At 65.9% G+C, this 18,626-nt stretch carries 18 protein-coding genes; 6 read left to right on the forward strand and 12 right to left on the reverse strand.

What is annotated here, in order from left to right; genetic code table 11:
• Positions 1-86: 86 nt before the first annotated feature.
• Positions 87-938, reverse strand: a complete 852-nt coding sequence (locus BN977_RS29135) for a helix-turn-helix transcriptional regulator (protein WP_024450608.1) — start codon at positions 936-938, stop codon at positions 87-89.
• Between the two features lie 87 nt (positions 939-1,025).
• Here BN977_RS29135 and BN977_RS29140 point away from each other — a divergent pair, with 87 nt between their 5' ends.
• Positions 1,026-1,805, forward strand: a complete 780-nt coding sequence (locus tag BN977_RS29140; protein WP_024450607.1) for an SDR family NAD(P)-dependent oxidoreductase — start codon at positions 1,026-1,028, stop codon at positions 1,803-1,805.
• A gap of 95 nt (positions 1,806-1,900) precedes the next feature.
• Here BN977_RS29140 and BN977_RS29145 read toward each other — a convergent pair whose 3' ends face one another.
• Both BN977_RS29145 and BN977_RS29150 read right to left on the reverse strand, forming a co-directional pair.
• Entirely contained in the window at positions 1,901-3,562 is a 1,662-nt protein-coding gene (locus BN977_RS29145; protein WP_036403474.1) for an acetolactate synthase large subunit, read from the reverse strand.
• A 202-nt stretch (positions 3,563-3,764) separates the two neighbouring features.
• Positions 3,765-4,583, reverse strand: coding sequence for a glycosyltransferase family 2 protein (locus tag BN977_RS29150; protein WP_234709684.1), 819 nt, complete (start codon positions 4,581-4,583; stop codon positions 3,765-3,767).
• Positions 4,584-4,969: 386 nt separating this feature from the next.
• Here BN977_RS29150 and BN977_RS33710 point away from each other — a divergent pair, with 386 nt between their 5' ends.
• Together BN977_RS33710 and BN977_RS29160 are read left to right on the forward strand one after the other, a co-directional pair.
• Complete coding sequence (locus BN977_RS33710) at positions 4,970-5,428, forward strand: DUF732 domain-containing protein (RefSeq protein ID WP_165576382.1); 459 nt, start codon at positions 4,970-4,972, stop codon at positions 5,426-5,428.
• Positions 5,429-6,641: 1,213 nt separating this feature from the next.
• Positions 6,642-7,217 (forward strand): TetR/AcrR family transcriptional regulator, encoded by a 576-nt coding sequence (locus tag BN977_RS29160; protein WP_024450604.1) that lies wholly within the window; start codon positions 6,642-6,644, stop codon positions 7,215-7,217.
• A gap of 235 nt (positions 7,218-7,452) precedes the next feature.
• Here the strand turns inward: BN977_RS29160 and BN977_RS31620 are convergent, their stop codons facing one another.
• Positions 7,453-8,133, reverse strand: a complete 681-nt coding sequence (locus BN977_RS31620) for a TetR/AcrR family transcriptional regulator (protein ID WP_051562038.1) — start codon at positions 8,131-8,133, stop codon at positions 7,453-7,455.
• A complete protein-coding gene (locus BN977_RS29170) occupies positions 8,130-9,041 on the reverse strand; it encodes a fumarylacetoacetate hydrolase family protein (protein WP_036403481.1) in 912 nt (303 codons plus the stop codon). The genes BN977_RS31620 and BN977_RS29170 overlap by 4 nt, the downstream gene beginning before the upstream one ends.
• 100 nt (positions 9,042-9,141) lie before the next feature.
• Here BN977_RS29170 and BN977_RS29175 point away from each other — a divergent pair, with 100 nt between their 5' ends.
• Positions 9,142-9,891 (forward strand): MBL fold metallo-hydrolase, encoded by a 750-nt coding sequence (locus tag BN977_RS29175; RefSeq protein ID WP_036403483.1) that lies wholly within the window; start codon positions 9,142-9,144, stop codon positions 9,889-9,891.
• A 36-nt stretch (positions 9,892-9,927) separates the two neighbouring features.
• Positions 9,928-11,286 (forward strand): alpha/beta hydrolase family protein, encoded by a 1,359-nt coding sequence (locus tag BN977_RS29180; RefSeq protein ID WP_036403485.1) that lies wholly within the window; start codon positions 9,928-9,930, stop codon positions 11,284-11,286.
• Between the two features lie 34 nt (positions 11,287-11,320).
• Here the strand turns inward: BN977_RS29180 and BN977_RS29185 are convergent, their stop codons facing one another.
• The 7 genes from BN977_RS29185 to BN977_RS29215 are packed head-to-tail and all read right to left on the reverse strand — an operon-like array spanning position 11,321 to position 17,497.
• Positions 11,321-12,088 (reverse strand): class II aldolase/adducin family protein, encoded by a 768-nt coding sequence (locus BN977_RS29185; RefSeq protein WP_036403488.1) that lies wholly within the window; start codon positions 12,086-12,088, stop codon positions 11,321-11,323.
• A 2-nt stretch (positions 12,089-12,090) separates the two neighbouring features.
• A complete protein-coding gene (locus BN977_RS29190) occupies positions 12,091-13,311 on the reverse strand; it encodes an aromatic ring-hydroxylating oxygenase subunit alpha (protein WP_036403490.1) in 1,221 nt (406 codons plus the stop codon).
• Positions 13,308-14,168, reverse strand: coding sequence for a sugar phosphate isomerase/epimerase family protein (locus BN977_RS29195; RefSeq protein WP_036403492.1), 861 nt, complete (start codon positions 14,166-14,168; stop codon positions 13,308-13,310). The genes BN977_RS29190 and BN977_RS29195 overlap by 4 nt, the downstream gene beginning before the upstream one ends.
• Positions 14,165-15,133: a C-terminal binding protein gene (locus BN977_RS29200; RefSeq protein ID WP_036403495.1), complete on the reverse strand. Its 969-nt coding sequence runs from the start codon at positions 15,131-15,133 to the stop codon at positions 14,165-14,167. Before BN977_RS29200 ends, BN977_RS29195 begins: the two co-directional genes overlap by 4 nt.
• Positions 15,133-15,912, reverse strand: a complete 780-nt coding sequence (locus tag BN977_RS29205) for an amino acid ABC transporter ATP-binding protein (protein WP_036403497.1) — start codon at positions 15,910-15,912, stop codon at positions 15,133-15,135. The genes BN977_RS29200 and BN977_RS29205 overlap by 1 nt, the downstream gene beginning before the upstream one ends.
• Positions 15,909-16,640 carry an amino acid ABC transporter permease gene (locus tag BN977_RS29210; RefSeq protein WP_051562042.1) on the reverse strand — a complete coding sequence of 244 codons (732 nt, stop codon included), beginning with the start codon at positions 16,638-16,640 and terminating at the stop codon, positions 15,909-15,911. Before BN977_RS29210 ends, BN977_RS29205 begins: the two co-directional genes overlap by 4 nt.
• Positions 16,641-16,645: 5 nt before the next feature.
• Complete coding sequence (locus BN977_RS29215; RefSeq protein WP_036403499.1) at positions 16,646-17,497, reverse strand: ABC transporter substrate-binding protein; 852 nt, start codon at positions 17,495-17,497, stop codon at positions 16,646-16,648.
• A 193-nt stretch (positions 17,498-17,690) separates the two neighbouring features.
• Between BN977_RS29215 and BN977_RS29220 the strand changes: the two genes are divergently transcribed.
• A complete protein-coding gene (locus tag BN977_RS29220) occupies positions 17,691-18,620 on the forward strand; it encodes an Lrp/AsnC family transcriptional regulator (RefSeq protein WP_036403502.1) in 930 nt (309 codons plus the stop codon).
• Positions 18,621-18,626: the final 6 nt, after the last annotated feature.

Below are 18,626 nucleotides of genomic sequence, written 5' to 3' on the forward strand. Positions count from 1 at the left end.
AGGAGATCACCCTTTTGACATCTGCCCGGTTATTGGTGCGGAGGCTGAACGTTGCGACGGCTATACGCGGCATGTCGGCGCGGTCGTCAGCCGGGCACGTCCATGCGCTGGGTCCCGACCACCGACAACAGCCGCAGCGCTTCCTCGGCAGGAGAACCCGGGTCGGCGGTGTAGAGAAAGACTCTCTGATCAAGGTCGGCGACATCGAGGGTGTCGCAGTTGAGGGATATCGGTCCCACCACCGGATGCGCAAAGGTCTTGCGCGTGATTGTGCGGGCGCCAACGTCCCGCCGTTGCCAAAGCCGTGCGAATTCCGCACTGCCGTCGAGCAATTCGGCGATGAGCGCGCAGGTATGCGGATCATCAGGATACGTGGCAGCGGCAACACGCAGATGCCGGACGCAGATCTCGCCGAACCCATCCGCGCCAACCAGGCCCCACAACCGCTGACCATCCGAGCCCGGCCCGAGGAACACCCGCCTGGCGACGTTGCGTTCCCGAGGGCTGAGCGCCGAGAAGTCCTCCATCAGTGCGCATGCGAGATCGTTCCAAGCGATCACGTCGTAGTTGGCGGAGACGATGATTCCTGCCGCGAGCGGTAGCCGGCGCAGCAGATCGTGAAGGCTCCGCCGCACCTGCAGGGGTGGGCCGCCGGGCGTCGCGGGCTCGACCCCGGCCAGCCGATGCAGGTATCTGCTCTCGCCGTCGCTCATCCGCAGTGCGCGCGCCAGACCCGACAACACTTCTCGCGACGGGCGGGGAGCCCGGGCCTGCTCCAGCCGGGTGTAGTACTCGGTGGAGATGAAGGCCATGTGGGCCACTTCGTCGCGGCGCAGGCCCGGTGTTCGGCGACGCGGACCGGCAGGGATCCCGACGTCTGCCGGTGCAATGCGCTCCCTGCGGCTGCGCAGGAATGCACCCAATTCGATCTTGTCCACCTGCCCATTCTGCCCGCGAGAGTGCGCTCATCCAGGTACGACCAGTACCTGGATGCCACGGTTGGGGCTTGTCCAGACTCGGTTGGCATGAGCACAACAGAGACAGGCAACGGTCTGCTGGCCGGCAAGGTCGCCTTCATCTCGGGCGCCGGTCGCGGCATCGGCGCGGCCGCGGCAAGGCTGTTCGCACGCGAAGGAGCCCGCGTGATGCTGGCAGCGCGAACCGAGTCCCAATTGGCCGACGTGGCCGCAGCAGTCCGGCTGGGTGGCGGTGAAGCGCACTACGTGAGGTGTGACCTGCGGCAGGCGGACAGCGTGCGGCACGCCGTCGGCCGAACCGTCGAGGTGTTCGGCCGGCTTGATGTGGCTTTCAACAACGGCGGCATCATCCAGCCGCCCCGCCCCCTCGACACCGTTCCTGAAACCGACTTCGACGACATCTACGCCGTCAACCTCAAGGCCGTGCACCTCGCGATGTCCGCGGAGGTGGAAGCGATGCGGGCCAGGGCGGGTGGAGGTGCCATCGTCAATACATCGAGTATCGGGAGCTTGCGCAGCACCCCGGAGATGGCGCCGTACTGCGCGATGAAGCGTGCGGTCAACAGCCTCACGGAGTCGGCTGCCGTGACTTACGGGCCGGAGGGGATTCGTGTCAACGCGGTGTCGCCGGGTTCTACCTTGACGGAGATGATGCGGGACTGGGACGCCGACAGCCCGGGGGTGATCGACGACATCGCGGCCCGCACGCCCTTGCGCCGGGCCGCAGACCCCATGGAGGTGGCCGAGGCGGCCGCCTGGCTGCTCAGCGACCGCGCGTCCTTTGTCACCGGTGCACTTCTGCGCGTCGACGGCGGCTTGCACGTCTGACCTGTTGGCGGTCATCATCGGTGCCCGGACGATCACTCGCGATCGTCCTTGCCGGACTGTACGCCACAGCCTGGGGCGCTCGACGACGCCGCGAACTAGGACCAGGACTCGTCGAGCTCGCCCAGTGAGGCGATCAGGGCGCTGTTCGCACGATAGTCAACCGGACACGCGATGACGCTGACGGTGTCGGCTGCCAGCGCCTCGCGCAGGGTCGGCAGCAGCTGGTCGGCGGCGGAGACACGGTAGCCACGGGCACCGAAACTCTCTGCGTACGAGACGAAGTCGGGATTGCCGAAGGCCGTGTCGACGTTATGGCCGATCTCCAGGTCCATCTTCCAGCTGATCAGCCCATAGGCATCGTCGACCCAGATGAGAATCACCATGGGCGTCCCGACCCGCAGCGCGGTCTCGATCTCCTGGGAGTTCATCAGGAACGATCCGTCACCGGTCGCCACGAGGACCTTCGCCGCCGGACGCGCGATCTTCGCGGCGATAGCACCGGGCAATGACCACCCCATGGTCGACAATCCATTGGAGATGAGGCACGTGTTCGGTTCATAAGTCGGATACAGCCGGGCCATCCACATCTTGAGGGCACCGGTGTCGACCAACACGATGTCGTCCCGGTCGAGCGCCGCCCGCGTATCGGCGACGATCCGTGCCGGGGTGAGGGGAAAGCTGTCGTCGGCGCGCCCGCGGTCGAGTTCGTCTGCGAGCAGACCCCGGATGCGTTCGTCACCGGACGAATACGGGCGATCAGAGCCCACCGCACCGGCCAGCGCGTCGAGGCTACGGCCGATGTCGGCATGCAACCCGACGGCGACGTCGTAGTGAACGTCGACCTCGGCCGGAAACCGGTGCACGTGAATGATCTTGGCGTCGCCGCGTGGATTGATCCGGACCGGATCGAACTCCTGCAACTCGTAGCCAACGGCGACGATCACATCGGCCCGGTCGAACCCGAAGTTGACATAGTCGTGGCGCATGAACCCGACGGCACCCAGGGCGAGCGGGTGGTCGTCAGGCATGACGCCCTTGCCGTGGAACGTCGTGGCGACCGGCACGCCGAGGGACTCGGCAAACCGTCGCACGGCCGCCGACGCATCGCTGCGCACCGCACCGTGCCCCGCGAGCAGCACGGGGTTGCGTGCACTTCGCAGGATCTCGGCGGCCCGAGCGATCTGGGCGGCGGACGGGTCGTCCGACCGCGGCACATTGACGCGTAGCGGGGCGGCTTCGGCCGGCGCGTCGGCGTCCTCGACGTCCTCGGGGACGGCAAGGTACACCGCTCCCGGTCGCTCGGTCTGCGCGAGCTTGAACGCCTTGCGGACCATCTCGGGAACCGACTCAGGCGTCGCGACCAGCGCGGACCACTTGGTGACGGGCGCGAACATCGATACCAGGTCGACACTCTGGTGGGATTCCTTATAGCTGCGCCGCATTCCTACTTGCGCCGAGAGTGCCAGCACCGGAGCCGAATTGGTGGTCGCGTCGGCCACTCCGAGGAGCAGATTGATGGCGCCGGGACCGAGCGTGGCCGAGCACACCCCGGCCCTGCCGGTGAGGCGGCCGTAGACTTCCGCCATGAACGACGCACCCTGCTCATGGCGGGTGAGTACATAGTCGATCGACGAGCGGGATAATGCGTCGACCAACCGGATGTTCTCTTCCCCAGGGATCCCGAACACGTGCGTGACGCCCTCGTTCTCCAAACATTCGACGATCAACTCGGCGGTGCTGCGCTTGGTCTCCGGCATACGCTCACGGTACCGGGAAGGCTTCCAAGGTAGTCCGAACATGTTCGGCTGCTCGCCACGCTCGATTCGGAGCGCCGACCTGCGGACGCTCAAACATCGAGACTGCGAATCCGTAGGGACGGAATGAGCTCAGGCGATGTCGGTGGCTACTCGATGTGGTACCTCGTCCCGCCTACGTGGTGGTCAGCCCGTCGCGAAGCGGTCAGAGGGTGCTGGCCTGGCGCACGAGTCCGAGGCTGAAGGCGAGCCCTGCGGTGGATGTGCGCCTCCGGAATCCGGTCAACCACACCAGGCTCCACAGCGCTGCCTGCAGCAGTGCCAAGGGAATTGCCGGGCAGAGCCAGAAAGGCCGGTGTTTGCGCAGTAGGCGAGCTTCCCCGCGCCCGAGCCTGAACTGGCGAGCGAACACGTCACGCAGCGAGTCGGGTTGAGTTTTGGTCACCACTGCATCGGGCACAAACTCCAGCCTGTACTTCGCGTCGGCCGCGCGGCAGAAGAAGTCCACTTCATCGGCTCCGCCGGAGAACGACTCGTCGAATCCGCCGATATCGTCGAAGACGGCGCGAGTGAAACCGCAGTTTGCGCCGTTGGCGTAGGTATAGCGCCCCAGCAGGGCGCGATACAGTCGGCGTTCCCGACGAAGGAGCCGGCCGTCGGGCAATGCGCAATCCAGTCCTCCGCCGACAAGTTGCGCGCCGCGGCGGAACGCGCGGGCATAAGCCTCCAACCATCCGTCGTGGACCACGTCGTCGGCATCGGTGAGCACGATGAAACCGCTGTGCGCGGCTGAGACACCGACATTGCGGGCGACATTGACACCGGCGGCGCGGGAAGCATCAGCGAGCCGAACCCGCGGACTGGCATAGCCGCGCACGACTGCCGCAGTGCCGTCCACCGAACCGTTATCGGCGACCACAACTTCGAAGTCGGTATCAGAGGACTGGGCCAGGATCGCATCGATTTGCCGAGGCAGGGTGTCGGCACCGTCCCGGCACGGGATCACAATGCTGATCTCGGTCACCCCTGCAATATAAGCGTATTGTACGATTTTTAGCGAACGTGATTCCGTCTGTACCGGCGATGGTCAGCAGCACGCCTCCTGTCGGGTCGAACGACGCGCACCGGTCCGCTGCGGACGATGAGCGAGGGGTCTACTTGGCGCGTCACCATTTGCGACGCCGCGATAAAATCGCCGGAGAGGATAACCCTGGCGAAGACCCAGTCCGCGCTTGACGCCGCGGTAGTGGCTGGTGAACAACGCGTTAAGGCCAGCTCGCGGCGGTATCTGCAACAGTATGGACATATTGTAGTTGTGCTACATTCCTCTCCGATCAACGAGTGGCCGAGTCCCGGAGAAACATGCAAAGAGCCGAATCCGCCCCAGTCGAGAACGCGTGCTACGGCAGGATGGGTGAGCACGTACGGCCTCAAAGGATCGCGTCGCTGGCAAATAGTCAGGTCGATACCTGCAACGCGTTTGCCCGTTCCGGGCGACGTCATGCCCAAACGCTCAAGGTGCTTCTGGCCGGCGCTCTCTGCGGCGCTGCGCCCCTGACCTCCGGGGCTGGCCCGGTCCATGCAGACTCGCCAGGACCTCGTGATCAGAAGTACATCGACCTGCTGACGTCCGAAGGGCTGGGGTGCTCGACGGATGTTCCCTGCACGGCCACGGGCACTGACCAGGATCTAATCCAGCTCGGGCAGACGATCTGCGCTGCGCTGCGCAGCGGACGATCGGAGCAGGGGCTCATCAACTACCCGCCCGGCGGCGTCGCCGTAGACCGGTATCGCGCTGGGCTTCTCATCGGCATCAGCGAAGCGGCCTTCTGCCCGGGAATCTCCGCGCCCCCAGCGCAACCCGCCTAATTCCGGCTGATGCCAAAGACATTCGACGCCTGAACTCATGTAGTCATCTCGTGGCGCCGCGCCTTGTGCACACAAGGGCCAACGAGTTGTGCGCACGTAACCCTTCGCTCGGCGACTCATCCACGGTGAACGGCAAATTCTCGGAGCGCATGGACGAGTTGGCCAGAAACGCACACCGCGTGGGGTGGCGGTGCATAGAACGTAGCCGAGTCGTTGCCAATGCAAATACCGTCACGGGTTCCGTGAGTACCTATTCCACTACAAAGCCGAGGTCACGGCCCACGGGTCAGCCACCGCCTATGCGTAACGCAGTGAAACGAACGGAGGGGTACCCGAGGTCAAGAATTTGCGCTGGAACTCAGGTGCGCTCTGTGCGCATTGCGCCGATCCCGACCTCACGTCCGCCGTTCGGATGACACATGTATTCCGCTCCACGCCAATGCAATCGGCAACTTCAGACTAGATTGTTGGGCGCCTCCGAGTGTGCAACAATATGCGCGTATTGGATTGCCGATGGCTATGAGTTACGCGGTCACTTCGCCTCTGTCGGGGTGAAGGCACTGTCTACTCGGTGGGGGTTGCAAGGGGAGTGCACATTGTTCAAGAGGCTGCGTAACTGGTGGTCCAAGCCCGTCGTTCGGCCCGTCCCTTTCATGCTTGAGGACCGCTCGGCCCTGCCGGAGCTTGCGAGAACGGACGGCGACCGGCCCTGCGCCAAGAGTGGCTAAATCCGCCTTTCTCCGAGTATGGCAAACGTGGGGTGTCGTGACGCCGGGTTGTGCGGTGGGGGGATGCGGCTGGTCTTGGGCGGCAGGGGTCTGCGCGCTGGTCCGTCCTCGGCTCTCGTAGAGGGCGGCTGCTGAGGTTACTGCGGAGGTTGCCGTAGGCGACGTGGTTGCAGATCGGGAAGATGGTGACCACCGTTCCGTGCAGGAACGGAAATGTTCTGGCGCCCAGATTGATTCGCTTCAAGCGCACCCGTCGCGCCCCGACGATTCTGCCGTCTGCGTTAGCCGGCGAGGTGGGACGGTACACGACGGTCACCTCCCTGTGAGCGGATCGATCGCGGGCCGGGATCATTGCAACCCGATATCGGATGCACGCTCAACGATCAGGTGGCCCGGCAGGAGCCTGCCGTCCCGGCAGGCCGATATCCGAATATTGCTACATCTGACAACCACGAAGCTCCGGGCTCCTCCTATACGGTGAGCCGATGACATCGGACGACAAGGCCGAGTTGATCCGCGACGCCGCCCTCGCCGAGTTCGCAGCCCGCGGAGTAGCCACCACATCGCTGCGTGAGGTGGCGTCGGCGGCTGGAGTGTCGGTCGGGCTGATCCAGCATCATTTCGGCACCAAGGCCGACCTGGTGGAAGCTGTGGATCGCCATGTCACGGAGGTAGTTCGTACGGTGCTCGCTACCGGCACGACGGCCATCACGGTCGAGGATTATGGACAGCAGGTAGCCGAACTGCTGGCAGAGCACACCACGGCGGTCGACTATCTCGCCAGGGCGCTCGCAGATGGCACCCCATACGGATCGTCGATTTTCGACACCCTGACCGACATGGGAATCGCGCGCTGGGAGCGGCGAGCCGAGAAAGGCCTCGCCGCCGCCGACTTGGACATTCCTTGGGCAGCGATCAACAGCGTCCTGGTCATCTTCGGTACCGTGTTGCTTCGTCCGCACATCGAACGTCATCTGCCCGATTCGCTGTTGTCGCCGTCGCAGCTGGCGCGCTGGCAGGCAGCGATCTCGGCATTGTTGAGACGCGGATACCTGCGCTGAGCCCAATAAGTGTGTAGCGGCCAGCGCACGCTCAATCGGTGCTGAACTCGGCCGGCCTCCTTGCTCGCGAAGCAGTTGTCACATCGCAGACCAAGCAGACGAACTCGCGCGCCACGTCGAAACCGCACTGCGGGAAGCCATGTCCGACGCTGCTTATCAGCGGCTGTTACGCCTCCTTGAGCGAGCTGTCGACCTGGCGCCCACTCTCGACATCGATGTCTGAGCGACCGAGGCGTCAGGCTGGTGGCGTGACCAGGGCCCGGATGCCGCCTTCAGTAAAGCGGAGGAGAGCGTCGTGGCGCTCGTCGACGTCATCGGTGTGCATCCGGCCGGCGGTGAGGCTGTCAAGGCGCAGGTTTTTGGAGTAGGTGTGCAAGCTGGCGGCCACCAGGTGCAGGTAGGCATCGTGGATCGCGACGTCGTCGGCGTCCGGAAACAATGACTGCAAGGCGGCGATGAAGTCGGCGGCGATGGCGTTGTAGTCCTCGGCGACCAAGCGCTTGATGGGTTGTCCGGAGTTCGCGAGTTGGGCGATGAAACGGAAGTAGTTGTCCCACCCCGGATCTCCAGCTCGCTGGCGCATGGGTTCGGTGAAGGCGTCGATCAGTGCGCGCAGTCGCCGTGCCCGGCTCCCGCGGGCGGATAGTGCTGCCAATCGGGTGCGGCGGTCGTCGTTCAGGGGTTGGATACGGCGCAGCAGGACAGCGCGAAAGAGGCCTTCCTTACCGCCGAATTGGTCACTGACCGACGCGAGACGGGTGCCGGCATGGTCGGTGATGTCGCGGACGCCGACGCCGAAGTAGCCGCGGTCGGCGAAGAGCTCTTCGGCGCTGTTGAGCAGCCGGTCCCGAAGGTTCTTGCGGTTGGCTTCGCGCGTGCTGCGTGGGAACTGTTCGGCTGATGCGGAATTGGTCATGAGTCGATGATGGTGTGTGTGATGCGGCCGATGCCGTCGATGGCCAGCTCCAAGGTGTCGCCCGGACTCAACCAGTGGCCGGTTTCCATGCCGCTGCCGCCGGGAAGTGTTCCGGTGGCGAAAAGTTCACCGGGTCGGAGGCGTTCGCTTCGGGAGGCGTGGGCGAGGACCTCGCTCAGGCTGTGTTGCATACCGGCGCTGGACACCGTCGACACCGTCGAGCCGTTGATGGACACCGTGCCGCGTAGCGTGTCGACGCGGGGCAGGATTTCGTCGGCGGTGACCGCGACCTCGGACAGCGAGCTGGCGAAGTGCTTGGACTTCTGCGGGCCGAATCCGCTGTCCATTTCGGCACGTTGAACGTCGCGGGCGCTGAAATCGTTGAGCGCGACGAAGGCGCCGATCGCGTCGAGCGCCTCGGCCGGGCTGGCATTGAACAGTCCGCGCGCCAGCACGAATCCGATTTCCAGCTCGTAATCGAGGGCCTGACTGTAGATGGGGAAGCCGATCGGCGTACCCGACGGTACGAACGTCATCGCGTTGGACATGTAGTACATGGGTTGGGCGTAGAACAGCGGCTTGGGTTTCAGCAGTGGGAACGTGCGTCGGGTGAGGGCTTCGACAGTCTTGACGATTCGGTACTGACCGGGATGGAAGCGTCGGACCAGCCCCCGGCTGGCGTCCAGCACATGCTGCTCGTAGAGCATGAAGTCGCGGAAGGATACCGGCTGAAACGGCAACAACATTGCACTGTGCTGAAGGTGCTCATCGGCGCGGGCGAGTTCCCAATTCTCATCGAAAACCCGTCCACCCAACGGGGTGTCGTCGTCGGTCGGCTGCCAGGAGCCGGTGGTGTCCTGGGCCTGCAGCTGCACACCGTCGGCGGTGCGTACACGTCGGAGCTTCACCGAGAATCGTTCCTCCCGTCGGAGCGGAACAGTCGTTCCACAGTATCGCAGAACGATGCTACTCTCGGAACAATCGTTCCGCCTCGGTGAGGAGTCTTGCGTGCGGGAGATCGCCGACGACGTGTTCTGTGTGGAAGGCACCGCGGTCAACTGGGTGTTACTGCGCGACGGTGCGGAGCTCACGCTCATCGATGCCGGCTGGTCGGGAGACACCGGGCGGGTGGAGGACTCGATCCGCGCATTGGGTCGGCATCCCCTGGACGTTCAGGCGATCCTGTTGACCCACGCCCACCTGGACCACATGGGTGCCATCAACCATTTCCACAAGCGTTACCGCACCCAGGTGTTCATGAGCAGTGCCGAAGTCGGCCACGCCCGCGACGGGCACCTACAACAAGCAAAGCCCGGCGACATCGTCAAGCGGTGCTACCGGCCCTCGGCGCTGCGCTGGACCGCACGGATCATCGCGGCCGGGGCGCTGAAACCGGTCAAGCTCCCGCACGCCCAGCCCTATCCGCACACCGGTTCGCTCGATCTACCCGGAGCCCCCGTGCCGGTCGCATGCGGGGGACATACCTCTGGCCACAGTGCCTTTCACCTGCCCCACAAGGGTGTCCTGATCACCGGTGATGCGTTGGTTACCGGACACCCGCTGTCACCGGTCAGCGGTCCTCAACTGCTGCCACCGTTCTTCGCCCACAACCCCGCCGAGGCCGAGGACGCCTTGACAATCCTGGCCGGAATCGATGCCGAAATTCTCGTCCCTGGGCACGGGGACCCGTGGCGCGGAACCCCGGCCGCCGCTGCCGAGCACGCCCGCCGACGGGCGAACACCACCAACACACCCTGACGCGGGCGCCGGCACCGCATTCGGAAAGGACTCCCCATGGCAGAGGCATCCCTGCTGCAGAAGCTCGCCGTCACGATGTGCGCTGTCACCGGCAGCACGGACGTGGCCGCCCGTTGGGCCGGGGCGGCACCGTTCCTGCCCGCCCTGTTCGTGCTGCGCTATGCCAACATGGGCGGGCTCGATCACGCATTGTTCGCCGCGCAGATCCGCGGCGCTCGGTCCTTCCGTGACGACCGCTGGTGCGGCTACTGGAACAGCATCGCCGACGCCCACGCGCGGCGAGCGTCCGACATGCTGCGCAGCCTGGCCGGCGCCGACTCCGCCGCCGTGCCCGACCTGACCGACCCGAACGCCGCGACCGCCACCGGACACGTCGAGCGGCTGGCCGCGTGGATCGCTCCCGCCGCGGTGCTGTTCGCCGATCACGGACCGCAACCGGACGCGCCCGGCCTCACCGCGCTCGTCGACGAGCACGCACCGGCCGGCGATCGTGACCACATCAGGTTGGCTTATCAGGCGATTGACGCATGGGTAAAGGCGATCACGTACTACCAGGTATGTGCCTTTCCTGGTCACGCCCCTCATCGGATGCGGGCCTACTGGCACTCGCGGCATCTCTTCGACGCCCTGATTGGCGCCTTGGCGCCCACGCTGGGCCTCACCGTCGAACACGTTGACATCCCCGTCGCCGGTGGTGACGCCGTCCGCGGCTACCTCGTCGTACCGCCCGGATCGGGGCCGCACCCGGTGGTGCTGACCACCAACGGTTTGGAGGGTACCGTCCAAGAGTTGGCGATCCCTCAACTGCGCTACCGCAATTCGGGCATGGCGATGTTCCTGATGGAGATGCCCGGCAGTTACGCCTACACCGATCGGATGCGCCCGGAATCAGAGGCGTTCTACCACCAGGTTATCGATCATCTCGCCGCCGATCGACGGCTCGCCCCGGATCGGATCGCAATGGTGGGGGTCAGCTTCGGCGGGTACTGGACCGCGCGCCTGGCCGCCACCAACGATCGGCTGGCCTGTGCGATTGCGTGCGGGGCACCCACGCACCGTTCTTTTCACGGGGGCGCACTGGGTATCCCGCAGATCATCCTGCACGCGTTGGCCGAGACCGTCGGGGCGGTCCACCCCATCGACCTGATGAGCAAGCTGAGGGCGTTGTCCATTCGGGATCTCTACCGGGACATCACGATTCCGCTGTTGGTGATCAATGGGGATCATGACACCCTGATGAGCACCCAGGACTCCAGCGACCTCGCCCACGCCGCAGCGGACGCCACGTTGCTGCTCTATCCCGACGACGATCACTGCGCGATGGGTCACTACCGCCAATGGCTGGACCGCTCCCAGCAGTGGCTCCTCGACCACCTCGCGGTGACGGCGCGCTAGACACAAGCGTGGCGGGAACCACGCGGACTGCACCTCAGTCGCGGTAGTCCGGTTGCGTACGATCGAGCATCCGCAGCATCGCCGCCCAAGCCAGGTCGTATCCCACGTCGTCGGTGAAGTCATCTCCTGCCGCGTCGCCGACGAGCTGCTGGGCGGTGTGCTCGCTGATGCTCGGGTCGGGAAGGACCAACTCTCCGAGTTGCGATGCAGCGACCTGGATTTCGCAGGCCTTGTTCAAGTAGTACATCCGCAGGAAGGCCCGCGCGGGGGTCGCGCCCACCGTCAGCAGGCCGTGGTTGCGTAGGATCAGCGCGTCGTGTGCCCCGAGATCCGCGACGAGTCGCTTCTGCTCGTCGAGGTTGAGCGCCACACCCTCGTAGTCGTGATAGCCCACTCGGTCGAAGAACTCCATCGAGATCTGGTTCACCGGCAGCAGTCCCGAGGCCGCCGCCGCCACGGCGCAACCGGCGAGTGTGTGGGTGTGCAGCACGCACATCGCGTCCTGACGCGCTGCGTGGATCGCCCCGTGGATGACGAAACCGGCCGGATTCACGCGGCTGCGTGGTTCACCGATGACGTTGCCGTCCAGATCGATTCGTACCAAGCTCGACGCCGTGATCTCCTCGAAGAACAACCCGTACGGGTTGATCAGGAAGTGGTCGTCCTCGCCGGGCAGTCGCACCGAGATGTGCGTGAATACCAGGTCGGTCATCCGGTAGTGGGCGACCAGACGGTACACCGCGGCAAGTTCCTGGCGCAGTTGCGCCTCGGTCGCCGCGGGGTCGCGTGAATCGATACCCATGCTCAGTATCCTTGGGCGGTAGGGCCGGCCATGCGGTCGGCGACCAATTGCTGGAACATGGCGGTCACCTGATCCCAGTGTGGCACCAGGCTGGTGCGATCCGAGGCCGGCGAGTGCCGCCCCGCCTGCAGCTTGTCCAGGATCGGCAGGTCCTGTTCGTTGACCCCGAACAGCACCTCGGCCAGTCGCTTACGGTTCACCGAGTGATCCTCGGATGCACCGTCCTGGTCGACGAAGATCGCCATGTGCTCGACGGTGCGGTCGGCGCTCAACGCTTCGAAGCCGATCACCTGAAACCAATCGGCCTCCAGGAACAGCAGTGCATTGGGGAACACGCAGAAGATGTCCTGGTTGTCGGTCTTCTCCGGCGGGACCTCGCCGAGGAACGGCAGCGCCTCGGATGTCTTCGCCGCCTTGCCCGTCGCCCCCCGCGGGTAGCAGCCGCCGATGATCTCCGGTGCCAGCACCTCGTCGTCGACGTCGAGCGATGAATTCACCGGGCCGACCTGCGGATGGATGAACGGCAAGTGGTAGAAGTCGAGAAAATTCTCGACGACCAGTTTCCAGTTGGCGGCGACGTCGAACACGCGCTCCGCGGCCAGCCGGATCCGGCCGAAGTCGATGTGTGACCATCGTTGCGCCAGCGGCGCGACGAACCGATCGAAGGACGCCGCGGCCGCGGCGATATCGCGTTCGGCGAGGTCGACGAACACCATTCCGGCCCACACCCGGCTGGCCACCGGCAGCAGGCCCAGCGCCCGCTTGTCCGCCGGCCCGCTGCGCCCCTGGCGCTCGCGCTGGAAGTACGGAGTCGCTGCGAGGCTGCCGTCCAGGTCATAGGACCAGCAGTGGTAGGCGCATTGGATACGGCGCTTGACCGTGATGGGTTCCTCCGTCAGAGCCATCCCGCGATGCCGGCACGAATTGTGGAAGACCCGGATCTCGCCGTCCTCACCATGGATCATCAGAAGTGGCTGGCCGGCAACGGCAATCGGCTTGACCTGTCCCGGTTCGCCCACCCAGTGGGCGTAGCCGGCCCAGACCCAGCCGGTGCCGAAGATCCGCTCACGTTCGAGCTCGTGCACCGCAGTGCTGGTGTACGAGTGCGCGGGAATGATCGCGCACTGGGAGCTGTCGCTGGTCAGCGGTCCCGTCGCCACCCGGTTCCCCGTGGAGGTGGTGTGGAAGTCGACATCGTGCATCGTGTGCCGTCCAATCGTCATGGTGCCGTTGCTGCTGATACGCCCAGTGCCGAGTCGAAGGCATCCGCCGCCCAACGCATCAGGGTCATCGACTCCGCCCAGCGATCCGAGATCTGCACTCCCTGCGCGTCGGTGATCGCATACGGCGTGGTTCCCAGCTCGGTGACGAATCGCGCCGGACGGTCCGGGTGGCGCCGCAGCAGCGACCCGAAGCCCCGGGCCCACCAATCTCGGAACCGGGCTTCCCACGGCTGCGCCATCGGATGTCCGAGCGGCACCTGGATCTGGGCGCGGGTCGCGATGCGCCCCTGCAGAGACCCGGACCGCTCCAGGATGTTCGCGACGAGGGATTCGTACTCCGGTTCGGGTAGTTCTGGGATCTCGTGCGCGCAGACGTAGTGCGACAGGTCGGCGGCGAGCTCGATCGACTCGTCGAGGTCCTCGAGCAGCATGCAGGTGAACCGCAGGTCGTTGGTGACCGTGTTGCGGTGCGTCTCCAGCTCCATCTCGATGCCCGCGTCGGCGCACATCCGGTGCCACCTGCCGAGCAGATGCGCCAATGCGGGCACGTCGAACCCGAATACCCGTGCGCAGCAGATGATCCAGTCCGCCCCGACGATCCTCGCGTAGTCAATCGCCTGGCGGATGTCGTCGTCGGTGGCGGCGAACACCAGGACGCACCCGCGCAGACCGTGCGCGGCCAGCAACGGGGCGATGTCGGCCGCCGAGGGTGCCTGCCGCGCCCCCAGGTCGACTCCGATGCCCGCGTAACCCGCCCCAGCGATCCGCGCCACCTGTTCGGACAGGGTCCATGGTGCGCCCCGCCACGGCAGGTCCTCCATCGCCCACATCGACTGGTAGAGCCGCAATTCCGTCACGACCGCACCTCTGCCCGGTTGATGGCGCGATCCGGCCGGCCATTGGTGCGCCATGACACCACCGCGTCGGCCTGCCGTCGCACGTATTCGGCGTCGGTGGCGTCGGACAGAAAACCGACGTGCGGCGTCGTGAGCACCCGGGGATGGCCGAGCAAGGGATGCGATGCGGGCAGCGGCTCCTGGGCGAACACGTCGAGAGCGGCTCCGGCGAGATGCCCCGAATCCACGGCGGCCAGCAGTGCCTCGGTATCGACGACCGCACCCCGGGAGACGTTGACCACGTGCGCACCGCGGGGCATCCGTGCGTAGGCGTCGGCGTCGAGCAACCCGCGGGTGTCCTCGGTCAAGGGCAGGAACACGCCGAGGACGTCGCTGACGGCGAGCACGTCGGCGTAGGGTGCCAGGTCAACCCCGGGCACCGCCACCGCACCGGGACGCTCGGCCGCGACGACGCGGCGCGCTGCCGCAGAGGCGAATTCGGCGTACCGGCGACCGATGGAGCCCAGGCCCAGGATGCCGACCGTGAGTTCGGACAGCCGGCGCGGGGCCTCGGCGGGGCGGGCGTCCCACGGGTGCGCGACGCCGCAGCCCATGAAGAAGGGGAGTCGACGGATCAGCGCCAGGGTGAGCGCCCAGGCGTGGGTCGCGACTTCCTCACTCGCCACGGCGCCGACCGTCGCCACCCATATCCCGCGGCGGGAGGCGGCCTCGACGTCCACGTTGTCCGAGCCGTTCGACAGCAGGGAGATGACACGCAGCTTGGGCAATCGCTCGAGTAGGGCATCGTCGACGGGTGCGTACCCGACCAGCAGCGCCTCGGCGTCCTGTGCCGCGGCAGCGATCACGTCGGGGTCGCGCGACTGCGCGAAGGTCACCTCGAAACCGTTGGCCCGCAACAGCTCCATCCCCACGGTAGGGTCATCACCGTCGTCGAGATCGGTGTAGACCGCCAGCGGTGCGCGCATCAGTGGCCCACCCCATGCAGGTGCGAGAGGAACTGGCGGGTGCGGTCGTGACGGGGATCGTCGAAGAACTGGTCGGGTGGCGCCTGTTCGACGATCACGCCGCCGTCGAAGAGCATGACCTCGTTGGCCACCCGTCGTGCGAACCGGGTCTCGTGGGTCACCACCACCATGGTCATCCCGGCGTCGGCGAGGCCCTCCATCACCTCCAGCACCTCGCCGACCAGCTCCGGGTCGAGTGCGGACGTCGGTTCGTCGAAGAGCATCACCGAGGGGTTCGTGACCAGGGCGCGGGCGATCGCGACGCGCTGTTGCTGACCACCGGACAGTTCGCCGGGGTAGTGCCGCAGCCGGTCGGCCATGCCCACCCGCTCCAGCATGGCCTGGGCGCTGGCGGCCGCGTCGGTCTTGCTCATTCCGACGACCTCGGTGAGTGCGAGGGTGACGTTGCGCAAGACGTCGAGATGCGCGAACAGATTGAAACGCTGGAATACCATCCCGATGTCACGGCGCTGCACCGCCAAGTGGCGCTCGGGGAGTCGGCGAGTGGAGCCGTTCGACGACGTGGTGACGCCAACCTGCTTGCCGTTCAACAGAATGTCCCCGGCATCGGGGTGTTCCAGGAGCGCCATCAACCGCAAGATCGTCGACTTTCCCGAGCCCGACGGGCCGAGCAGGGCCTTGACTTGCCCTCTGGCCACGGAGAAATCGACGCCCTTGAGGACCTCGGTGTCTCCGTACCGGCGATGCAGATCGATCGCCTGCAGGACGGGCGTACTCATGCGGGCACCGCCGCGCCGACCTGGTTGCCCGGAACCTGGCCGATGCGCCCCGCGGAGATCCACCGGTAGCGGCGCTCGACGATGTGTTGCACGGCCATCAGCGCCGAGACGATCACCAGGTAGTAGACCAGCGCGGCCGAGTAGTACTCGGCGTAGCGAAAGGTCACCGACACCTGTGACTGGGCGGTGGTCAGCAACTCACGCAGCGAGATCACCGATGCGAGCGACGTGTACTTCAGCATCGCGATCAGCTCGTTTCCCGACGGCGGGATCGCCACCTTGATGGCCTGCGGCAGAACAACTTTGAACAAGACCTTGTGCGGGGCCAGGCCAAGGGCCCGGGCCGCCAGGTGTTGCCCCTCGTCGACCGAGAGCAGCGCCGACCGCAGGATCTCCGCCATGTATGCGGCCTCGACGATCGAGAACCCGATCAGCGCGGCGAGGAAGGGCGTGAACCAGTCGTCCCGCAACGCGGGCAACAGCTGAGGCCCGGCGTTCCAGATCAGCAGCAGCACCAGCAGTGTCGGAATGGCCCGGAAGAACCAGACGTACGCACCTCCCAGGGCAGTGGCGAACCGGTTGGAGGCGATCCGCAGCAGTGCCACACCGAACCCGACGATCGACGCCAGCACCATGGCGCACACCGCCAGTGCCACCGACAACAAGGCGCCCCGCAGGAACGCGCTCGACGTCAGGGCCGCAGTGAACATGTCCCATTCGAAGTCCATGGCGGTCAGGGGCTGACGAGTCGGGACGGATCCAGACCGTACTTCTTCGCCAGGTCGGGCAGGGTCCCGTCGGAGATGAGCTGCTTGATGCCGGCGGTCACGGGCTGCGTCAACTCCGAGCCCTTGCGGGTGAACACCCCGAACTGCGTCTCGGTGGGGAAGATCCCGGGTTTGGAGACCAGCTTGCCGCCCGACTTGCCGACCATGTCGACGACGGCGACATCGGTTTCGATGAGGGCATCGGCCTTGCCGTTGGTCACCGCCGCGACCGTCTCCGCGGTCTTCGGGTAGGGCTGGATCGTGATGCCGGGCTTGCCCGCGGCGGTGAACTTGTCCGAGAGTCCCTTCAGCGTCAGCTCATTGGCGCCACCGCCTTGCACGGCGACGGTCTTGCCGGACAGGTCGTCGGCTGAGCGGATCGACTCGTCGCCGCTGCGGACGATCAGCCCGGGACCGGTGGTCATGAATGGGATGCCGTCGGCGACGAGTTGGCGCTCGGGGCTGACGTAGAGGGCGGACCAGGTGATGTCGCAACGCTTTGCGTTCAACGCCGGGATGAGCCCGTCGAAGGACGTGTTCTGGAACACCACCTTGACGTCCCAGAGCTTGCCGAGGGCGCGGGCTCCGTCGGAGTCGAACCCCGTCGGGTTGGCCGTGTCCCCGTTTTCCAGATATTCCATCGGCGGATACTCCGGGTCGGTGCACACCGACAGCTGCCCCGCCTGGAGCAGACCGGCCGGTGCCTTGCCCGACGCTTCGCTCGTACCGCCACCGCCACCACAAGCGCTGAGCAGGACGGCGCTCAACGCCGCACCGAGGATGGTGGCGACGTGGGCAGGCTGGCTCCGCCGATTCATGGGGACTCCTGTGATGGGCTGCGGGGTGCAGTGAGAACAGTAGGAGCGCCGCCACGAACCATCAACACCAAAAATGCACTTGCGCTCGGCAATATCGATGATTCGTCAAGCTAGACTGGTCGATAACGTACGTATCTGCGTACTGGCGCCGAGGTATTGAAGATCTGCGTAGTGGAGGCGAGGTGTTCGTTCTTTGTTAAGTTCAGATGACTCGCGGTTCGGCAGCCGACTCGACGACCTCGACGATCAGATCCTTGCGGCATTGCGCGTCGACGGGCGGATCGGGCCGGGGGAGTTGGCCACCCGCCTGGGCGTCTCCCGGACGACGGCGTCCAAGCGGCTGGCGGCCCTGCTGCATACGACCGACGTGCGCGTGGTCGGCATGGTGCATCCCGAGACGGTCGGCGTGCGGTCCCTGGCGCATGTGTCGATCGCCACCGACGCCCCGGCGATCGAGGTCGGCAGGCGCCTGGCCGCGCGCCCCGAAGTTCCGTTCGTGTCGTTGGCCAGCGGTGCCTATCCGTTGATCGCCGAGGTCCGTGCTCACGACGACACCGAACTCTCCGAACTGCTGGACGTCATCCGCTCCCTGGACGGCGTCGAATCGACCGAGACACTCGTCTACACCGATCTGGTGCGCGATGTCCTGGGGCCGACCAAGGTGTCGGTCGCGTGGCTCGACGGCGTCGACCGGCGACTGCTCTCGCTGCTGCAGCTCGACGGCCGGATGCCCTACACCGCGCTGGCCGCCCGATCCAGCGTTTCGGTGGGGACGGCCCGGGCGCGCACCCTGCGCATGATCGAGGCCGGGGTGGTCCGTATCGGTGCGATTGCGGCGCCGGGCCGGGAAGGCCGCAAGGTCGACGTCGGGCTCGGGGTCCGGATGCGGGGACGGGCCGGCGCGGGCGTCGAGCGGATTCGCCAGCTCTCGGAGGTCCGGTTCTTGGCCACCACGATCGGGCGGTACGACGTCGTCGCGACATTGCACGCCGACACCCTCACCGACGTGGTGACCGCTCTCGAAGAGGTTCGGTCCCTGACCTCGGTGACACAGCTGCACAGCTGGGTGCACCTGCACACCCTGAAGGAGAGCTACCGCTATCCGATCGAGACGGGCCGATGAATGCAC

The sequence above is a fragment of the Mycolicibacterium cosmeticum genome (assembly GCF_000613185.1).
Lineage (GTDB): Bacteria > Actinomycetota > Actinomycetes > Mycobacteriales > Mycobacteriaceae > Mycobacterium > Mycobacterium cosmeticum.